Genomic DNA, 20,330 nt, shown 5'->3' on the forward strand with positions numbered 1-20,330 from the left:
ATTTCCATGTACAGGCTATTGCATATCCTCCGCCTAGTGGTTATCGCAGCACAGGACCGTCGGTGAGCCTGCTCCATCGGAAGCTGTTCCGCAACCGCCGCTAGCCTGCAACATTATTATTGGACAATCGTTTGCATTCCATAATCTCTTTTTTACTTCGATTTACTATTGTATTATTGTTAAGTTAATTTAATGCATTATAAATCATACGCATGAAGATATCTTTTTGGAGCACAAAAGCACAAGTCAGTTTACTGATGGGATTGGCTTCTCCTTTTATTTTTCAACCCACTCGAGTTGACGCTAAAGTAAGTACGATCAAATATTATAGTACAATAGGTCGCGATCAAGGCAACCGTATTATCACGATTCAGAAAATTAATCCGACAACAGTCGAGATAGTATACGATAATGGTCAACGTCTGACTTTAGATTTCTACGGTAATCATATTTTTAGGATGTTCCAGGATGTTCATGGCGGTATTATCCGTGATCCCGAAGCAAAACCCGAAGCAAAAATATTGGTAGAGCAACCTCGGAAAACGGTCACTGGGCTTGAGGTAAAGGATGAAGGTAATAAGGTCAGCATCTCCACTAACGATATTCTTTTTTCAATGGATAAACAGACTTCTCAGTTTAGTATCCTCAATCGGAAAAGCAATAAAATTGTCGTTGAAAGCTTAAAGCCAATTGTTTTCGAAGAGAAACAAGTAAGCGTTGAATTGAAGGAAAATGCGGATGAATACTTTTTTGGTGGCGGCGTTCAAAACGGGCGTTTTTCACATAAGGGAAAAGTGATTGCAATCGAAAATCAGAACAGCTGGACCGATGGTGGTGTTGCCTCTCCAAGCCCTTATTACTGGTCAACCAAAGGGTATGGTTTTATGTGGCATACCTTTAAGAAGGGAAGTTATACCTTTGGAGCCAAAACCCCTGGGACAGTAAAATTGGCGCATGATACAGATTATCTAGATGTCTTTTTTATGATTAATGACGGGATAGTACCTTTGCTCAACGATTTCTATCAATTGACGGGCAACCCAATTCTTCTACCGAAATTTGGTTTGTATGAGGGGCATCTTAATGCCTATAACCGCGATTTTTGGAAAGAAGATGAAAAGGGAATTCTATTTGAAGACGGCAAACGCTATAAAGAAAGTCAAAAGGACAATGGCGGAATCAAAGAATCGCTGAACGGTGAGAAAAACAATTATCAGTTTTCGGCCCGCGCTGTAATAGACCGGTATAAAGCACATGATATGCCTTTGGGCTGGATTCTTCCAAATGATGGCTATGGTGCTGGCTATGGCCAAACGGAATCTTTAGATGGAAATATCCAAAATTTGAAAGAGTTTGGTGATTATGCACGTAAGAATGGAGTAGAAATCGGTTTATGGACACAGTCTGATCTCCATCCGAAAGATAGTATAAGTGCATTACTGCAACGTGATATTGTAAAAGAGGTTCGGGATGCGGGTGTACGAGTCCTAAAAACGGATGTGGCCTGGGTTGGTCCAGGATACTCCTTTGGTCTCAATGGGGTCGCCGATGTGGGACATACTATACCTTACTATGGTAACAACGCTCGTCCATTTATTATTTCATTGGATGGTTGGGCAGGCACACAGCGCTATGCCGGTATCTGGTCGGGCGACCAGACTGGAGGCGTATGGGAGTATATTCGATTCCATATACCAACATATATTGGCTCGGGACTTTCAGGTCAGCCCAATATTACCTCCGATATGGACGGGATCTTTGGTGGTAAAAATTTTAAGGTCAATATTCGTGATTTTCAATGGAAGACCTGGACACCAATGGAACTCAATATGGATGGCTGGGGATCGAACGAGAAATACCCACATGCTTTGGGGGAGCCAGCTACTTCTATCAATCGTCTGTATCTGAAATTGAAATCTCAGTTGGTTCCCTATAGCTATAGTGTTGCGAAACAAGCAGTAGATGGACTGCCCATCATTCGTGCTATGTTTTTAGAGCAAGCAAATAGTTATACGCTTGGAAAAGCAACGCAATACCAGTACCTCTATGGTCCAAATTTCCTTGTAGCACCGATTTACCAAGAAACACATGTGGATGAGAAGGGAAATGATATGCGCAATGGTATCTACCTGCCGGATGGTGAATGGATTGATTATTTTACGGGTGAAAAATACAAGGGAGGGCGTATTATCAATAACTTTAATGTGCCTATTTGGAAGCTGCCCGTTTTCGTGAAAAATGGAGCCATTATTCCGGTGACCAATCCAAATAATAATGTGCTGGAAATCAAAAAAGATCAACGTATTTATGAAGTATATCCTTATGGGAACTCCAGTTTCCTGGAATATGATGATGATGGAGAGACAGAGGCTTATCGTTATGGTAAGGGCGCAAATACATCCATAACTTCACAGTTAAACAACAATAAAGTTGTTTTTGCGATTGCTCCAACGCAAGGCGAATTTGACGGCTTTGAGAAAATGAAGTCTACGGAAATTCGTTTCAACGTTAGCAAAGCACCGAAGAAATTGACGGTAAAGGTCAATGGGAAAAATAGCAAACTTAAAGAAGTGAATAGCATAGATGCGTTTAATACTTCTGAAAATGTATATTTCTACGACGCACAACCAAACCTGAATCAGTTTGCAACCAAGGGATCTGAATTTGAAAAAGTACCTTTGGTGAAAAATCCGATGTTGCTGGTACGACTAGCCAAACAGGATGTCTCATCGACCGCAATAGAAGTACAATTGGAGGGTTTCGAATTTGCTCCTGTTGACAACTATCTGGCTCAGACTGGTGCTTTGACTTCGCCCAAAGCTATTATCACAGATCAACATACACAAGCATATACCTTAACGCCAACCTGGGAAAAGGTTGCAAATGCTGATTATTATGAAATTGAATTCAATAATCTGATCTATTCGACCATCAAAGACAGTCAATTGCTATTCGAAGGATTGGCCGCGGAAACGGATTACCAGTTTAAAATTAGAGCTGTCAATAAATCTGGTGTTTCAGATTGGAGTACATTTGCCGCAAAGACAAAGGCAAACCCGTTGGAATTTGCCATTGAAGGAATCAAAGCAGAGACTTCTGTGGATAACCAAGGCGGAAATGGTATCAATAAATTGTTCAATTATGATGAGGGGGATATGTGGCATACAAAATGGGGACAGACTGCGGTTCCGTTTGATATGACCTTAGATCTAAAATCCGTTAATCAATTGGATAAGTTTGAGTATCTTCCAAGAACCGATGGCGGAAATGGCATCATTTTAAAAGGAAAAGTATTCTATAGCAACGATAAGGACACCTGGACGGAAGCTGGTAGTTTTGACTGGAAACGTGATGGCGAAATGAAACGTTTTGATTTTGGAACCCATCCGGTGGCTCGATTTATCAAAATTTCAGTTTCTGAAGCTGTTGGAGGTTTCGGTTCAGGAAGAGAATTATATGTGTTTAAAGTACCAGGATCGTCAAGCTACTTACCGGGCGATATTAATAATGACCGATTGATCGATCATAATGACTTGACTTCCTATATTAACTATACGGGATTGCGACTGGGAGATGGAGATTTCGAAGGTTATGTCAGCAATGGCGATGTCAATAAAAATAATCTGATTGACGCTTATGATATTTCCAATGTTGCTGTTGTCATAGAAGGTGGTGCAAAACCAAATAAAGAAGAAAAGGTCAGTGGTAAATTAAAATTGATTCCCTCAAAAACGACCTTAAAATCGGGAGATATTGTGGAGATCAGTGTTAGTGGAGAGAATCTTAAAGCTGTCAATGCACTTAGTTTTGCTCTTCCTTACAATCAGGGTGATTTTGAATATGTCGGTATTGAGTCCGTACATTTAAAAGAGATGAACAATTATAGCAACGATCGTCTTCACACCAATGGAAGTAAGGCTCTGTATGCTACTTTTGTTAATCTGGGCAACAAGGAGACTTTGAATGGCTCTGAAGTTTTATTTAAGATCAAATTGAAAGCAAAACGTAATGTCAACTTCAATCTGAAAGCAATAGATGGGATTTTGGTTGATAAAAAGCTGAATTCCGTTACTTTCTAAAATATAAATAGCCTTAACAAAAAGGGGAGCCTCATAGGCTCCCCTTTTTTTGTTAATTGATGTCTAAATAGTGCATCTAATTAGTCCAATATCATACTGAGATCCATCAGTAGGATTTCAGTATCTGCTGAGGTCACTTTCAGGTTAATTTCAGCGACATCCCATATTCCAAAGCCATCTCTGCTTTCTAATTCTTGTCCTTCGACAGTAACACTACCTTTTATTACAAAAACATATACACCATTTCCTGCCTTTTTGATCTGGTATTTTGTTTGGACGTCCTTGTCAAAATGCCCCATGGAAAACCAGGTATCCTGATGGATCCATACACCCTCGTCTTCTGGATTTGGAGAAAGAATTTGCTGGAATTTATTCTGTCTTTGTGTTATATCCAATGTAATTTGATCGTATCGGGGGCTCACATTCCGTTGATTAGGGTACACCCAAATTTGAAGAAACTTGACTACCTGATCGGTGTTTTTATTATATTCACTGTGTATGATACCCGTTCCGGCGCTCATCACCTGAATATCTCCCTTCCGGATAATAGCTTTGTTACCCATGCTGTCTTCATGTTGCAAATCACCTTCCAAAGGGATACTGATGATTTCCATATTGTCGTGAGGGTGTTTGCCAAAACCTCTTCCTTCAGCCACCATATCATCATTTAGCACACGTAACACACCAAAGTGCATACGTTCGGGGTTGTGATAATTGGCGAAGCTAAACGTATGATTGCTATCTAACCAGCCATGATTTGCATGACCGCGTGTAGCCGCTTTGTGGAGGACACTATGGTTTTCCAATTTGTCTGAATTATAGTTTACAGCTTCGGCATCCAGCGTTTCAAGCGGTTCTATCTCGTCAATATCATTCTTCAAGATATCAGCTGAAGACACTGTTGATGCAAATATCCCGGAACCTAAAAGTCCCTTTTTTATAAAGTTCTGTCTGTTCATGATCTTATTATTTAGTATCCAAAATTAGCCTATTAGCCGCCGATTTCTATTGATCTAGTTCAATAAAGAAAGAGTTTTAACGGTTTTCGGTTGTTTTTCTAGGACGCTATTGCCCGTGCTTTATTAAACGGAGAGTAAGTCTGGAAAAAGACTATAGACTTCATTTTTTAGAAGTCCACTTCCACCGCCATAATGTTTGATCAGACCAATCGGATAAGTGAGCCGCGTAAGGTGATCTGTTATTATACGCTCTTCCTGAGGAGAGAGTCCTGAACTCAATAACAAAACATCTACAGGGACGTCAATAAGCTGTTTTTTACAGGCATCCAAATCGTATTGTATCGTTGCATTCCAGTTGGGCGTGTTTTCAATGATTCTCTTGAGCGTGAGGAGAATTTCTTCATTTTTACCAAATATGAGAAAGGTTAATATTTTCATGATGTTCTTGTTTAAGGATTTGTCCTGATGAGCGTATTGACAATGGCATTACCCTTTAAAATTTTTGAAATGGGACATTCTTCGGCAATTTGTTGCAGGCGTTCTCGGGTATCCTCTGCTAAGATTTGTCCAAAAGCTATCTCGCGATCAAAATATGTAACCACCTGTCCTTTTTCAATTTTGAGGTACATATTTGAACTGACTGAAATTTCTGGAATATCAAGCCCTTTTTTATCGATGTACATGCGTAAAGTAGCTAAGGTACAAGATACAAGCGATGAGATGAGAAGGGTGTAGGGGTCAGGACCAAGATCTTTGCCACCAAGTTTTTCAGGTTCATCCGTAATAAATTCTCCATTTCTCCATTGTATTGTGGTCTTATATTTCTGCTCAGTAATATGGCCAAGGATAGGGTTTTCCAATATATATTTCATACGGATTATTCTTTTGTTTGTAATACAACAAAAATAAGCCTGAATTGATTCATTTCCATTGATGTAGTTCAATAAATATAGTCATATTGTCTCCTGATATTTTTTTATTGGCTGATAAGATTGATGGATTTCCGCTGATGAATACAGCTTATCGTTACAGAAAAAATAAAGATTGGAGTAAGTTGAATCACATAAATTTTCTTACTTTTAACAATCAAATTCGCTCAATTTTTTAAAGGATTTTAATTTAATATTTCGGTTATGATGAAGAGATTTTTACTTGTCGGACTTTTTGCTGGTATAACCCATTTTATGGCTTTCTCGCAATCTCATGAACTACGTGTGGGTGTCACCTCCGGTGTGTCCAATTTTACGGGATCGGGAACGGAAGCAAAGAGTACGTTGAATGGATCTACACAACAGGACTATTATACCAATAATCCTTATGGAAAAAAATATGGAATCAATATTGGAGGCGCTTTAAACTACCGTTATGTTTTTGCCAACAACCTAATATTAGGTTTAGAGGGTGCATATGAACGATTGCAGACAAAGATTGATTTGGAAGGCAATGAGTTTATGAATGGAAGCCGTGGTCAGACCCGTCTAAATCAACAATTTATCAATTTTAATCCTTTTGTTGGCTATCGTGTCTTTTTTGAACCGATGACAATGGATATTCAGTTGGGTATGGATATTGCCAAAACGCTGAGTATCAAAGAAAATGGTAGCATTGAAGATAAACAGGGGAATAAAACAAGTTTTGATCGTGATAGAGGCAAGGTTATCGATTTGGATCTACGCCCTCGTTTACAGTTTAATGTAAATTATGACCGTTATACCGTGTTTGCCGGTTATTCATGGGGATTGAAGGATTATAACAACGGGATGCTTGGTGCTGATCCCGGTGTGGCACGATTAAATGTATTCCGCTTAGGCCTGCAGTATCAGCTATTAACTCCGATCTTCAAAAATGACTAAAGGCAGGTTAGAAGCATTCAGTGATGGCGTTTTGGCCATCATTATAACGATTATGGTACTTGAATTAAAAGTACCTGAAGGATTTACTTTTGCGAGCCTTAAACCATTATATCCTAAAATTATCTCCTATATCGTTAGTTTTGTTTACGTTGGACTGTACTGGAATAATCACCATCATCTCTTTCAAATTGTTCGAAAAGTAAATGGAAAAGTTCTTTGGAGCAATTTGAATTTATTGTTTTGGCTATCATTAATGCCGGTTACAACAAATTGGATTGGTGAGTCACATTTTGAAAGGGATCCTATTATCGCTTATGGCTTTGTCCTGATCATGTGTTCCATATCATATAATATCGTTGAATATTTTGTGATTCAAATCGAAGGGGAAGAATCTGCACTGAAAAAAGCGGTTAAATCGAAGGTTAAGGAAAATATTTCTACAGCGCTGTATTTTTTGGGGATAGGACTGTCTTTTATTAATCCCTATATCAGTTTGCTCATGTATGGAACAGTCGCTATTATGTGGCTTATACCTGACCGCCGTATTGAGGAAGAAATGCGGAATCAATAGTTTTGCTGTTCCAGGGCTTTCAGGATGAACTGAACGCGATCGTTTACCGTTGTTTTTGGAACCTCAATGGTTTCATAACCGAGTTGTGTATAGGTCTCTTTCATTATCTTGAAAGTGTTTTCGGCCTCCCGCCAAGTTTGTTTCCGCTCGTTGTCATTCGCATAGATCTCTGCCCAAGGCGGTAAGATAAATACTTTTTTATGATAACGTCGACCTTTTGCTTCGTGAAGCAGTTCTTCTTCGATTGAAAGACCTTCCATCGCAATATATGCCAATGTATCTGGAATTCCGCGGTCAAAAAAAATGTAGTTTTGGTGATCTTGCCTCACCTGCATCAAATAGCTGGCTGACGAAGCGGCCAACATGAGTTTGGCATAGCGAGTTTTATTTTTCCAGGGTAGACCATCAGCATCGGCTTCCAATTGTTCTCGGATGATGCGCCGTGCATCCTCTTCCACAATGCTGAATCCCTGCTTATGTAATTCATTTAATAAGGTTGTTTTACCGACTCCAGGTCCTCCCGTCAGAACGATAAAATAATGTGTTTGATCCATAATGATTAAAATGAAATGTTTCCCGAAATGGAGAAAATTGGGGTAATGGCTGATTGTTGGCTACGATTTTAAAAATTAGCTGTATTGTTTTGCGATTTTCTTTTCGGGTTCGACGTAGAATGTATATAAGAAAAATAAAAATATATATTCTAGTGGTTTCATCAAAATATAAGTCACATTTGATGCGCTGCTGGAATTAATTTTGACGGAGATATTAAAACCATATTTATCGTAGCAATATCTGACATAGCGATGTAATGCTGGTGATAAATCGCTTAATATTTCTTCGAATGCGTTGGCCACCTGAAGCTGTCTATTGACAATGATCGTGTTGCCATGTCTTGTACCTAGCCGTAGGGGTTTAACAAGAGCGGGATCTCCTTTTGCCGCAACTGTACAGAGGTAATGGCCCTGATGATCGAGGATAGGAGGGTGCATTTTTTGTGAAAAAGCCCAAGTAGTTGTTTCTGTGAAAACTTTCACCATTGAATCCCGATCCTGCCCCAATAGGACAAGGATGATAGTTAGTAGGAGAAAGACTGGAACAAGTAAAATAAGAGCCCATGTCGGATAATTCAGCTTTTAGGAAAGCAGGTTATTGATTTTATTGAGCGTGCTGTTGGCATAGCTTCTGTTCATAGCGTAACCCCGCTCTTCAACGATGATTTTACGGATTAGCCCAATGCCCATAATCAAGCAGCATATTGGCGTGAAAATAAAGAATAAAGTTCCTTCGTTGCCAACATACATATCCAATGTGGACGTATCGTGGTGACTGACCTGAACGAGCACAAACAGACTGATAATACTACCTATCATTAACATAATCAGCATCAGAACAAGAGGAATAGGGGGGATTTTTCGTCCCTTGAGCCAAATCGCTATTGCTGAAATATTAAATGCAATAAAATAAAATGATAGCGATACAAGGTGTTTTCCGCCGAAGGGAATATAACAATCACCATCTACGGGATCTACGGCTTGATTATATTGACTCGAGTGGAATAATAGCCCTACCCCGCTTATCATTAATGAAATCAGGTAGCCGATGATAATGGCATACTCAGCAATTGTTATTTTCCGTTGTTGTTTTTTGACAGCCGAACGAAGCAGATATACAATCCCGAACAGCGTAAGAATAATAAGGAGAAAAATGAAGATCATAATGGGGTGAGCAGTTATAATTCTAAGATGAATATCGTCAAATCATTTGTTTAATTCAGACGCAAGGCGATCAATTGTTTTTGAAATATATCCGTATAACAGATTGAAATCAATATTATTGACGTGTTTAATGGGTCGGAATTCAAGATTTCTTCAACAGTGTAGATGCTATGAAAGGTAGCTATAGTGCCAATGTCCAGCAGAGACCAGCGCCTAATTTTTACCGAATAATCTCTTCCAAAAATTCTTTTTTTTGCTGCTTTGAGAGCTGTCTGTGGTTTCAAAATGTTTTGGGTCTGCATGGATTGTCTCTGTTTTGACATTTGGTAAAATCTCATTTTCTGGAAGTCCATTGCGTTGTTCTATTTCCTGGATCTGTTTTAATGCTGTTGTCTGATATAAAAGCGGTCCTTCTTTGTCGCAGTTAAAAAGGTTGGAGTAACTTTTTGATTCATTCAGATCAAAAGGTTGTGGTTCGACAACTTCTGTTGCTTCCAAGAGACCAAGGTTACGATCTTTGGCATATTGCAGTGCATTGAGGAAAATAGAAATACGGTTATCAGAAAATAGCGTATCTAATTCATCCTTGATCGTCGGGTCACTTTGGTAATCTATCAACAATTGCGCGACTTTTTCTGCGGGGATAAAGACACCGGAACAATAATTTTCTACAAGCCTATTTTCGATATTATTGGTTAGAAATTCTTGTTGAACAAATTGTTCCCACTGTTTGTAATAGCTGGATAAATGGTCATTTTTGGAGAAGGACAGGGCTCCACCTCGAACATAGAAGTATTTTTCGAAAAAACCTTGTACAACAGCAATGAAAAAACCGTGGGTTTTGTCAAAATAATCATTTTTGTCGGTTTCCCGACCCGCATTTAAGGTGTCTTGGTATTTGGTTTTATAGAAGTCTTCTAGTTGGTGAGTTGCAGAAACTTCCTCAATCTTTTCAGGATTTTTGAGCAAGTCAAAATACCAAGTTTCTATCTGCTGTTCTGAGATGGGGTGGTAACTAATATCATAGCCCATAATGACTGTTTTTAATCTCTTATGTTGTAATTGCTAATATATTAAAAATTAACATTTTGTGCAATATAAATCGCTCCGATATCGTGCTTTTTTGCCTAAAAGGAAGGGTTGATGACAATTTTATAAAGCAGGAGGGCGGGGGCAACATGTTTGCCTATTTCATGATAATTAATTACTTTGGTCACAAACAGAATTTATATATGAAGCACTCACTATTTATTATTTTTATGTCGATGAGCTTATTTTTTACAGCTTGTCAATCCCCAAGTCCAGAGACTTTTTTCGGAAAAGTTGTTTTAAACACAAATCTTGTAGCAGATTTTGCCCCTGAACGCTATGGCAAACAGCTCGAGCAGGAGACCGTAGAATTTGCGGATATGCCCTCCAGTAAGAAAGTAGGCGATGAAGCTCAAAAATCTGTCGGGATCAAAATTCAGGTTGTTGAAAAGGCCTTAATGGATATTAAGGAACTGAATGTTTCCGATGCCGATGCAAAAGCACTGAAAGAGCAGTCTATTGCATTATTTGAAAAAGTTTTGCCTGTCTATAAAAATGAATATACCGCCTATGCAAAGTTATGTGATGGCAAAGGTTCGGCTGAAGAAAAGCAGGCATTACTCCAAAAGATCGAAAAAAACGATATGCCTTCCATTAACGAGGTGTTTGACAACGTATATGCTTTAGGAAAAGCTTATGCTGAAAAACATAACCTGAATGTTAACTGGGGAAATTAAGCAGATGAAGGAAACAAGCTTATACAGAAATAAAAAGAAAACAAGTCAGCTACTGTCAATTTCGGGAGGCCTATGTTTGTTGCTTCTGATCGTTTTATTGTACAGTATCGGTTTATTTGATGGTGTATTTAAAGCCAAACCGACAGTTTTCTCTGCAGGAGCATTGCTAGTACTCTTAATTTTATTGTTTTCCAGCCTACTGAGCCTTCGGGATAAAACAGCGCAAATTGTTTTTAACGACCGCTATTTTCTTGGAAAGACAACACCAGTATCGAAAGCTTTTGGCCAAGGCGACTGGCAGGATGTCAAAAGCATCGACTTACAAAAAGTCGGTGGTGATACGATGGTCATTGTTACATTGGGTAATCCCCCTAAATATAAAGAGCAGCTTTCGTCGCTGTTATGGAAAATGGCTTATCAAGAATCCACTCAAGAACTGTGTATCATGTATTCGTCCTCAACTATTGATTTGGAGCCCTCGGAGCTATACCAACTTTTTGTATCCTATTGGAAAGGAGCAAAAGTAATCGATCAATAGCAAACAATTAGGCCATTGCAGACTTTATAGCATCGATCTTCTGTTGGATGATCTCTTTTTCCAATGTTGTTTTAGCCAGGATTTTTGCTTTGTTAAAGTTTGCGATGGCTTTGTTTTTGTCCAGTTCCTTATAGAGTTCTCCCAGCAGCACAAAATAAAAATGATTGTCTTCTAGTTGTAAGGTTTTTACTTCGACTAATGCAGCTTTAACACCTTTTACTTTATACAGTGCAAATATTCTATTCAATGCAGCTGCCGGGGAATAATTGACAACTAATAAACGGTCATACCATTGCAGTATTTCGGCCCATTTTTCTGGACTGTCTTCCTTTATACAATGGCATTGCGCAATCTTAGCCTCCAGATGGTAGGATGTGAGTTCGCCGCCCGATGCAGCGTTCTTGAGAAAATGAAGCCCTTGATGTATGAGTTCTTGATTCCAGCGTTCCTCATCCTGTTGCTCATACAAAATGAAATCACCTTCATTGGTCAGCCTTGCCTCGAAACGGGAGGAATGAAAACAAATCAGCGCAATAAGCGCATTGGTCTTAGGTGTATTTGTTTTCTCATAAGTCGAAAGCATTAGCGCAAGGCGTAAAGCTTCAATACAGAGCTCCTTTCTTAAAATTTGATTTTGGGTTTTAGAATAATACCCTTCATTAAATAAGAGGTAAATAATATGGAGTACGTTATCGAGGCGTTTAATAATTTCTGCTTCGGAGGGCAGTTCGAGTTCGATTTTTTCTGAACGTAGTTTTTCCTTTGCTCTGAATAGGCGCTTATTGATGGTTTCTTTGTTGGAAAGAAATGCTTCGGCAATTTCGTCTATACCAAAACCACAGAGGATTCTAAGGGCAAGACCTATTTGAGCCTCACTTGCAATTGCTGGCGTGCAGATTGCAAACAGCATTTTTAATTGGCTGTCTTTGATATTTTCCTGTGAGAAATTAAAGTCGTCGAAGGTTTCCGCTTCCAGCTCGCTCTGTCGCACTGCAGGGATGATTTTATCTTTAAATATTTTATTTCTTCGAAACTGGGCCAATGTCTTTTGTTTTGCAACCGTGTACAGCCAAGCCGTAGGATTTGCAGGAACGCCTTTGGTCTGCCAAGATTCTGTGGCCAATAAGAAAGTTTCGCTGACGATATCTTCAGCGATTTCGATGTATTGAAGACCAAAACTTTTACTGATGACAGCGACTATTTTGGTAAATTCTTGCTGGAAAAGCTCTTTTAGAAAATCCGGATCCATAAGTCTAAAACAGGGGCGGCTGTGCGCGTGTACAGCTGCCCCGTATATGATTAGTTGAGCAGTGCACGTATCTCTACACTACCATTAAATTCGAGTATAGGACAGCCATGGGCCAAGGTTGTGGCTTCGTCAAGATCGTCTGCTGCGACGACAATAAAACCGCCGAGTCTTTCCCTAATCTCCACAAAAGGTCCATCCGTAACGATACCGCCTGGCTTTAATACCTTTCCGGCTGGCTCAAGACGGGAGCCATGATCCTTCAGTTTACCTTGCGCATCGATGTCACTAATCCAGTCGTACCATCTTTTGTTTACAGCTTTTGCTTCTTCTTCTGTCAGTTGACTTGGTTCATTGGCCCCCTGACGAAATAATAAGATGAAATCTTTCATTTTTATGGTTTAATTTATCGTATAAATATCGACCTCCTGTTTATGAGGTTGGCTGTACTTTGTGCTGCCCAACTTTGTAGCTTCCTGCTTGTGTGCGGAAGGAAATATTGATCCTGTTATAAGAATTGATCGCTGTAATGGCCAAGGTCAGGTCGATAAGTTCTTCTTCCGAAAATACAGCAGTTGCTTTCGTATAAACCTCGTCCGGCACATCACCATGCGTAATTTTCGTCACGGCTTCGGCCCATTCCAGCCCAGCACGTTCACGTTCGCTATACAGAGGTGCCTCCCGCCAGGCATCCAATAAGAACAATCGTTGTGGTTGATCTCCGGTCGCCAGTAGATCTTTTGAATGCATGTCAAGACAATACGCACAGCCATTGATTTGTGATACACGGAAATAAATAAGATGCAAAAGCTCTTGTTCTATCGAACACTTGCTCAGATATGTACCTATTCCATACATTGATTTCATGGCGTTTTGCCCTTTTGCGAAAAAATTGATGCGTTGTTTCATTTTTTATTGTTTTTAGTGTAACTGATTTACACCACAACAATGCTTGAAGTTAAAGAAATTGGACAGCTTGATCTGTAAATTTTATATTTAAATTATAAGTAGCTGTATTACAGTTTTTTAATTTGATTATTTCTCTAATAAAATTCTAATAATTTTCTAAAAGATCTCTAACGGATCATGGAGGTAGGAATGCGCACCTTTGCAGGCAAAGGAAGACAAAGAGATGAGTGTTTTTGAATTTGCCATACGATTATTTGTAGCATTGCTTTTGGGGGCTGCCGTGGGAGTAGAGCGCCAATGGCGCCAGAAAAATGCGGGGCTTCGGACAAATACTTTAGTTTCGTTGGGAGCAGCAGCTTTTGTGCTGCTTTCCATAGAAATTGGCGGTGATGCTACCGGACGGATTGCTTCTTATGTGGTCAGCGGAATTGGTTTTCTTGGCGCTGGTGTGATTATGAAGGACGGTTTGAATGTGCATGGTCTAAACACGGCGGCGACGATTTGGTGTTCGGCTGCAGTAGGGGCGCTCTGTGGTCTAGGTTTGCATGCCCAAGCATTTGTGGTTGCGTTGGCTATTATTCTTACACACCTGATCTTTCGCCCAATCGGGCAAAAAATGGCCTTCTTGACTTTTAATAAATCTGCAGCATCACAAACCGAATATCTACTGACCGTAGGCTGTGGGATAGACATCGAAAATCATATTCGTGTTTTACTGATGCAGATGCTGAGCAGTAACGAAAAACTGTTGTTGTCTTCGCTTTCGAGTGACGATACCCTCGCTACAAACGGCGTTGTCATTAGGGCCATCGTTAGAGCCATCGGTCAGCAAGATAGTCTTATCGAACGGATGGCTAGTCGATTGACCATCGAGGAAAGAGTAACAAAAATAAGCTGGGAAATTATAGGTACAGAGTCGGACCTGTAATAAGAATCGGATCTATAATAAGAACGGGATTTACGGAAATTAACATGAAAGGGGCTATAGGGTTATGATTAAAATGAACAATAAAACAACAAAGAATCCATTGCACAATATGATCAGTTCCAATGGAATGAATGTGGGGACCGTGACCAAGTTACAGGGGGTGGCCAGTCAGGATGAAAAACTTGCCTGCGCGATGTTAGAAACGAGCAGAGAGGGGATTACAGATGAAATGGCTAAGGAACGTCAACAGAAATTTGGATTAAATGAGGTGAAACATCAAAAGGCCCCAAAGTGGTATGTGCAGCTATTGAAATCTTTTGCCAACCCCTTTATATATATTCTGTTATTGATTGCCACTGTTTCCTTTATCATCGATGTAGGGCTTCCAGAGGTTGGCGAACGAGATTATAAAACAGTTGTTGTGGTGTCCATTATGATTTTGGTCAGTGCGCTGCTTCGTTTTGTACAGGAGTATCGAAGTAATGCCGCGGCAGAAAAATTAAAAAGTATGGTCAAAACTACGGCAACAGTATTGCGGAAATTTAAAGGGAAAAGAGAGATTCCTATTGTCGAACTGGTGCCGGGAGATATTGTATACCTTTCTGCTGGGGATATGATACCTGCAGATTGCCGTATTGTTCAGAGTAAGGATCTTTTTGTGAGTGAAAGTATGCTGACTGGAGAGGCGCTTCCGGTAGAGAAGAATTATTTGCCTATCCGGAATGCGGCGGAAAAATCACCTATTGAACTTTGTAATATTTGTTTTATGGGGACCAATGTTGTTAGTGGATCGGCGATAGCCGTGATTGTAACGACAGGAAGTTACACCTATTTTGGGAGTATCAGCAAATCGATTACCGGCGAACGTCCCGAAACAAGTTTTGATAAGGGTATAAATAAGGTGAGTTTCTTATTGATCCGTTTTATGCTGGTCATGGTTCCGCTGATCTTCTTGATCAATGGGTTGATGAAAGGGAACTGGACAGAAGCGCTACTGTTTGCCATTGCTGTCGCTGTAGGTTTAACTCCCGAAATGCTGCCCATGATTGTCACCGCTAACCTAGCAAAGGGTGCTGTCAATATGAGCAAGCGTAAAGTCATTGTCAAGCGGTTAAATTCTATCCAGAATATAGGTGCCATGGATATTCTGTGCACCGACAAAACAGGGACGTTGACATTGGACAAGATCGTCATGGAAAAACATCTTAATGTGTATGGGGTCGAAGATGATGAGGTGCTCAAATGGGCCTATCTTAATAGTTTTCATCAGACTGGTCTCAAGAATTTGATGGATAAGGCTGTGTTGGAACATGCCGAATTGCACGATTACTTGAAAGTGGAGGATCAATATCTGAAAATTGACGAGATTCCATTTGATTTTCAGCGGCGACGGATGTCTGTGGTCCTCAAACAGCATAATGGCAAACATCTACTGATCTGTAAAGGGGCTGTAGAGGAAATGCTTGAGCTTTGTACACACGCTTTTGATCCGGGAGATGACCGTAGCCTGCATGTCGAAAATGACCGTACTGTACCGATGGACGATACGATGCGTAAAATTGTATTGAAAACCTCGAAAAAGATGAATGAGGAGGGATTACGTGTTTTATTGGTTGCCATCCGCGAATTTGAAGGTGCTCACCCCTTGACCTATGCTGTTGCAGATGAAGCGAAATTGACGTTGACGGGATTTATCGGCTTTTTGGATCCGGCCAAACCCTCTTCACAGCCGGCCATTGAATCCTTACAAAAATTGGGAATCGGGATCAAAGTGTTGACAGGAGATAATGAGATTATCACACGCAAAATTTGTATGGATGTCGGCATTCCGGTGGATCGGATTGTCAATGGAAATGAATTAGATAGCATTTCGGACACCGAGTTAAATCAATGTGTTGATGAGGTATCGGTATTTGCAAAGTTGAGCCCTCTTCAAAAAGTTCGTGTTGTAAAAGCATTGCGGGAAAAAGGACATACGGTTGGCTTTATGGGCGATGGTATCAATGATGCGGCCGCACTTAAGGAGGCAGATGTGGGTATCAGTGTGGATACGGCTGTTGACATTACCAAAGAAAGTGCAGATATAATTCTGCTGGAAAAGGATCTTATGGTGCTGCGCAAAGGGGTTATTTATGGACGTCGAACTTTTGGAAATATCATTAAATATATCAAGATGACGGCAAGCAGCAATTTCGGCAATATGTTCAGTATGCTTGGGGCCAGTTCTTTTCTTCCCTTTCTACCGATGCTGCCGGTGCATCTGCTTATTCAAAATCTACTCTACGATATATCGCAGGTATCTATTCCTTGGGACAGCATGGATGAGGAATTTATCGTCGAGCCAAAGAAATGGGATGCTGGTAGTGTCTCTAAGTTAATGTTATTTATTGGCCCCATAAGTTCATTGTTTGATTTCGCCACTTTTGCGGTATTGTTTTTCGTGTTCAAGGCCAATACGGTATCGGATCAAACACTCTTTCAGACTGGTTGGTTTGTAGAGGGATTGCTTTCACAAACATTAATTATTCATATGATCAGGACTAAGAAAATACCCTTTATTCAAAGCTGGGCTGCTGCACCGGTTGTTGCCTTGACGAGTTTAATTATGATTATTGGGGTCGTTTTGCCGTTTACGCCATTTGCCGCTGCCTTAAAAATGGAGGCACTGCCTCTGACTTATTTTCCATGGCTTATCGGCATTTTGGTCTGCTATTGTTTACTTACACAGTGGGTCAAAAATTGGTTTATCCAAAAATTTCATACCTGGTTATAGTTTTAAATTATTGGAGTAAAATGCTGAAATTCATCAACAATAATGTTAATTTTAGACAAATTACTCCAATGAAACTTATAACATATACCCTTGCTATCGCTGGATTGGGCCTGATGGCTTCCTGTGGATCGGGAACTCATAACAGACAATCTGCTGCTGATACTGCTGTGAATGAAAAGTTTAAATCGTATGAGGACCGCTTTATTCAGCAGCTTTGGAAAGAAAATCCGGAATGGGCTACCCAAGTAGGGTTCCATCAGTATGATTCCTTGTTGACAATTCCGGATGCCAATACGCGAAAACTACGTATGGAGTTTTCAAAGCGACATTTGGACAGCCTCAAAAGTTTTGATCTGAGCACCTTGAATCTTTCTCAGCAAACAGATTATCATCTGATTCAAAACTATCTTGAATCCAATGTGTGGTCTATTGAGAAAGAGCGCGCGTATGAGTGGAATCCTTCTTCGTACAATGTTGGGGGGACGATCGCTTTTATGCTTGCTGAGAATTATGCACCATTATCGACCCGACTTAAAGCTATTTATCAACGTTTGACGAAGATTCCAGCCTATTATGAGGCCGCGAAAGGACAGCTTAAAAATCCGGCCTTGGTATTGACCGATTTGGCAATTCAACAGAATTTGGGCGGTTTATCTGTTTTTGAAAGCGATTTACGGGATTCACTGAAAAAATCCGATCTGCCGGCTTCAGAAAAGGAGGCCATCCAGAAGGCTTCGCAACAAGCTATTGCGGCGATCAACGGATATGTTCAATTTTTAAAAGTGACACCTAATCCTTCTCCGCGAAGTTTTAGATTAGGAAAAGAACTTTACGACAAGAAATTTGATTTCGATATCCAATCGGGTTCAACGGCAGAACAGATTTATCAGGCTGCTCTAGCAAGAAAAAGCTATTTACATGGTGAGATGTATAAAATCAGCAAAGAGCTGTGGCCTAAATATTTTGGAAAATCATCCTTGCCGTCAGATAGTTTGCTTGTCATTCGAAAGATGATCGACACCCTGTCTGTCAAACATGTTAAAGCAGAAGAGTTTCAATCCGCTATCGAAGCACAGATACCGAAGCTGGTTGCGTTTGTCAAACAAAAGGATTTATTGTACATCGATGATAGCAAGCCGCTTGTGGTGCGCAAAGAGCCTGCTTATATGGCTGGTGTTGCGGGAGCTTCAATCAGTGCACCTGGTCCATACGATAAAGGTGGGAATACCTATTACAATGTGGGCAGTCTAACAGGCTGGACCAAAGAGGCAACGGAGAGTTACCTCCGGGAGTATAACCATTATATCTTGCAAATACTCAATATCCACGAAGCTATTCCGGGCCATTATACCCAATTGGTGTATGCAAACCAATCGCCGAGTCTCATCAAGAGTATTTTAGGTAATGGTGCAATGATTGAGGGCTGGGCTGTCTATACCGAACAAATGATGCTCGAAAATGGTTACGGTGACAATGCTCCTGAAATGTGGTTGATGTGGTACAAATGGCATCTGCGTACCGTTTGTAATGCTATACTCGATTATAGCGTCCATGTGAAAAATATGAGTGAAAAAGACGCCATGCATTTGTTGGTTGATGAGGCGTTTCAACAACAGGCCGAAGCAGCCGGTAAATGGAAACGTGTGTCTGTGAGCAGTGTGCAGCTGACGTCTTACTTTACGGGATATAAAGAAATTTATGACCTTAGGGAAGCTGTTAAACAAAAAGAAGGGAAACAGTTTAATTTGAAGGCGTTCAATGAAAAATTCCTGAGTTTTGGTAATTCACCCGTGAAGTATATTCGGGAAATGATGTTAAAATAATTATAAGGAATTCGAGCAATGATAAAGCCACTCAGAGGAGTGGCTTTATTGTTTATCACAGTTTATTGCTCAATGGCGACATCAGCAGTTACCTTGGCAAATTTGTTTCGATAATCTATTGGTGTAAGGCCTGTAATTTTTCGAAAAATATCCCGAAAGGCTTTTGTGTCGGTATAGCCTACATCAAACATCACCTCGGAAACGTTTTTTCGTGATGCTTCGAAGAATTTTTTTGCAGCTTCGATGCGTACGCGTTGCAGGTATTCGACAGGCGTGTTGTTGGTTGCTTCTTTGAATCTCCGTTCAAATGTTCGCCGCCCAATATTGACATGATTGGCCAGTTCTTCGACTGTAATTTTCTCCTCGTACTTCTTCTCGATATAGTCTTGAGCTTGTTGGATATCCAGATCAGCATGATTACGTTGGCCTCTGAATATGGCGAATTGCGATTGATTATCCCGGCTGATATCCAGCGCAAAATATTTGGCTATGAGTACGGCTGTTTCCCTGTCGGAATACTTTTCCACTAAATAGAGTATCAGATTCCATAAGCTGCTCGCGCCACCACTGCTGTAGATATTTTCATGTTCAGTGATCACAGCGCCATCCTCAATTTCAATGTGGGGGTATTTTTCCTTGAACTCTTCGATATGTGCCCAGTGTGTCGAACATTTTTTTCCATCTAAAAGACCTGTCTCAGCGAGCAGGAAAGCACCCACGCATAGACTGGCAAGACTAGCCCCTTTGTGGTACAGTTTTGTGAAATAAGGGATCGCTTCGGCATTATCACATATTCCTTTTTCTATGTTGCCAAAAATAGGCGGTATGATAAGCAGATCTGTTTTCTGAACGTCCTGTAATAGCCGGTTTGTCTTGATGGTATACTCCCCACTATTGGCCGGAACGTAAGTCGTTAAACCTACATATTCGACTTCAAAAATAGGCTGTTTTCCAAAGGCCGTTAGAAATTCATTGGCCGTATGAAAGGTTCTGAACGCAGGGGTAATACCTTCTATAGTGCCGTATTCGGGAACAAAAACAGAGATTTGCATATCATTTTTGGTTTATGATATAAAGGTACAAATAGTTTTTGTCGTAATCTACCCCTAAAGTTGTCGTCTTTGCAACAGCCGCAATGTTGTGATCCTTTGCATCTTTGTTATATCA

The 20,330-nt window shown here is 40.2% G+C and carries 18 protein-coding genes and 1 pseudogene; 8 read left to right on the forward strand and 11 right to left on the reverse strand.

What is annotated here, in order from left to right:
* Positions 1–212 precede the first annotated feature (212 nt).
* Positions 213–4,079, forward strand: coding sequence for a TIM-barrel domain-containing protein (locus IQ31_RS22130; protein ID WP_088162745.1), 3,867 nt, complete (start codon positions 213–215; stop codon positions 4,077–4,079).
* Positions 4,080–4,159: 80 nt separating this feature from the next.
* On the opposite strand, the gene IQ31_RS22135 is transcribed toward IQ31_RS22130, so the two are convergent.
* The 3 genes from IQ31_RS22135 to IQ31_RS22145 form a co-directional block, all read right to left on the reverse strand.
* A complete protein-coding gene (locus tag IQ31_RS22135; RefSeq protein WP_088162744.1) occupies positions 4,160–5,038 on the reverse strand; it encodes a pirin family protein in 879 nt (292 codons plus the stop codon).
* A 123-nt stretch (positions 5,039–5,161) separates the two neighbouring features.
* Positions 5,162–5,476 carry a hypothetical protein gene (locus IQ31_RS22140; protein WP_088162743.1) on the reverse strand — a complete coding sequence of 105 codons (315 nt, stop codon included), beginning with the start codon at positions 5,474–5,476 and terminating at the stop codon, positions 5,162–5,164.
* Between the two features lie 11 nt (positions 5,477–5,487).
* Positions 5,488–5,910, reverse strand: coding sequence for an OsmC family protein (locus IQ31_RS22145; RefSeq protein WP_075993955.1), 423 nt, complete (start codon positions 5,908–5,910; stop codon positions 5,488–5,490).
* Between the two features lie 261 nt (positions 5,911–6,171).
* Between IQ31_RS22145 and IQ31_RS22150 the strand changes: the two genes are divergently transcribed.
* Positions 6,172–6,891, forward strand: coding sequence for an outer membrane beta-barrel protein (locus tag IQ31_RS22150; RefSeq protein WP_145330102.1), 720 nt, complete (start codon positions 6,172–6,174; stop codon positions 6,889–6,891).
* Positions 6,884–7,462 carry a TMEM175 family protein gene (locus tag IQ31_RS22155; protein WP_075993953.1) on the forward strand — a complete coding sequence of 193 codons (579 nt, stop codon included), beginning with the start codon at positions 6,884–6,886 and terminating at the stop codon, positions 7,460–7,462. The genes IQ31_RS22150 and IQ31_RS22155 overlap by 8 nt, the downstream gene beginning before the upstream one ends.
* Here IQ31_RS22155 and IQ31_RS22160 read toward each other — a convergent pair.
* From IQ31_RS22160 to IQ31_RS22170, 4 genes and pseudogenes are all read right to left on the reverse strand, one after another.
* On the reverse strand, positions 7,456–8,016 hold the full coding sequence (locus IQ31_RS22160) for an AAA family ATPase (protein ID WP_088162742.1): 561 nt from the start codon (positions 8,014–8,016) through the stop codon (positions 7,456–7,458). The genes IQ31_RS22155 and IQ31_RS22160 overlap by 7 nt on opposite strands.
* 75 nt (positions 8,017–8,091) lie before the next feature.
* Positions 8,092–8,454 (reverse strand): DUF6688 family protein, encoded by a 363-nt coding sequence (locus IQ31_RS28295; protein ID WP_208734347.1) that lies wholly within the window; start codon positions 8,452–8,454, stop codon positions 8,092–8,094.
* Positions 8,455–9,180 (reverse strand): annotated as a pseudogene (locus IQ31_RS28170) (DUF6688 domain-containing protein); the annotation flags it as partial.
* 213 nt (positions 9,181–9,393) lie between these two features.
* A complete protein-coding gene (locus IQ31_RS22170; protein ID WP_075993950.1) occupies positions 9,394–10,212 on the reverse strand; it encodes a hypothetical protein in 819 nt (272 codons plus the stop codon).
* A 200-nt stretch (positions 10,213–10,412) separates the two neighbouring features.
* On the opposite strand from IQ31_RS22170, the gene IQ31_RS22175 reads away from it, so the two are divergent.
* Positions 10,413–10,946, forward strand: a complete 534-nt coding sequence (locus IQ31_RS22175; RefSeq protein ID WP_145330103.1) for a hypothetical protein — start codon at positions 10,413–10,415, stop codon at positions 10,944–10,946.
* The gene (locus tag IQ31_RS22180; RefSeq protein ID WP_145330106.1) at positions 10,927–11,484 is read left to right on the forward strand and encodes a hypothetical protein; all 558 of its coding nucleotides are present in this window, start codon (positions 10,927–10,929) and stop codon (positions 11,482–11,484) included. The genes IQ31_RS22175 and IQ31_RS22180 overlap by 20 nt, the downstream gene beginning before the upstream one ends.
* Positions 11,485–11,491: 7 nt before the next feature.
* Here IQ31_RS22180 and IQ31_RS22185 read toward each other — a convergent pair whose 3' ends face one another.
* Genes IQ31_RS22185 through IQ31_RS22195 form a run of 3 tightly spaced genes read right to left on the reverse strand, consistent with a single transcriptional unit; the run spans position 11,492 to position 13,639 of the window.
* On the reverse strand, positions 11,492–12,733 hold the full coding sequence (locus IQ31_RS22185; RefSeq protein ID WP_145330108.1) for an RNA polymerase sigma factor: 1,242 nt from the start codon (positions 12,731–12,733) through the stop codon (positions 11,492–11,494).
* A gap of 50 nt (positions 12,734–12,783) precedes the next feature.
* Complete coding sequence (locus tag IQ31_RS22190) at positions 12,784–13,122, reverse strand: YciI family protein (RefSeq protein ID WP_075993946.1); 339 nt, start codon at positions 13,120–13,122, stop codon at positions 12,784–12,786.
* Positions 13,123–13,162: 40 nt separating this feature from the next.
* Entirely contained in the window at positions 13,163–13,639 is a 477-nt protein-coding gene (locus IQ31_RS22195) for a carboxymuconolactone decarboxylase family protein (protein WP_145330110.1), read from the reverse strand.
* Between the two features lie 199 nt (positions 13,640–13,838).
* On the opposite strand from IQ31_RS22195, the gene IQ31_RS22200 reads away from it, so the two are divergent.
* From IQ31_RS22200 to IQ31_RS22210, 3 genes are all read left to right on the forward strand, one after another.
* Positions 13,839–14,567: an MgtC/SapB family protein gene (locus tag IQ31_RS22200; protein WP_244294557.1), complete on the forward strand. Its 729-nt coding sequence runs from the start codon at positions 13,839–13,841 to the stop codon at positions 14,565–14,567.
* A 73-nt stretch (positions 14,568–14,640) separates the two neighbouring features.
* Positions 14,641–17,340 (forward strand): magnesium-translocating P-type ATPase, encoded by a 2,700-nt coding sequence (gene mgtA, locus IQ31_RS22205; RefSeq protein WP_208734349.1) that lies wholly within the window; start codon positions 14,641–14,643, stop codon positions 17,338–17,340.
* Between the two features lie 68 nt (positions 17,341–17,408).
* Complete coding sequence (locus tag IQ31_RS22210) at positions 17,409–19,163, forward strand: DUF885 domain-containing protein (protein WP_075994945.1); 1,755 nt, start codon at positions 17,409–17,411, stop codon at positions 19,161–19,163.
* Positions 19,164–19,225: 62 nt separating this feature from the next.
* Here the strand turns inward: IQ31_RS22210 and IQ31_RS22215 are convergent, their stop codons facing one another.
* Positions 19,226–20,215, reverse strand: coding sequence for a GlxA family transcriptional regulator (locus tag IQ31_RS22215; RefSeq protein ID WP_145330112.1), 990 nt, complete (start codon positions 20,213–20,215; stop codon positions 19,226–19,228).
* Positions 20,216–20,330 lie beyond the last annotated feature (115 nt).

Origin of the sequence: Sphingobacterium siyangense (assembly GCF_007830445.1) — a bacterium.
GTDB lineage: Bacteria > Bacteroidota > Bacteroidia > Sphingobacteriales > Sphingobacteriaceae > Sphingobacterium > Sphingobacterium siyangense.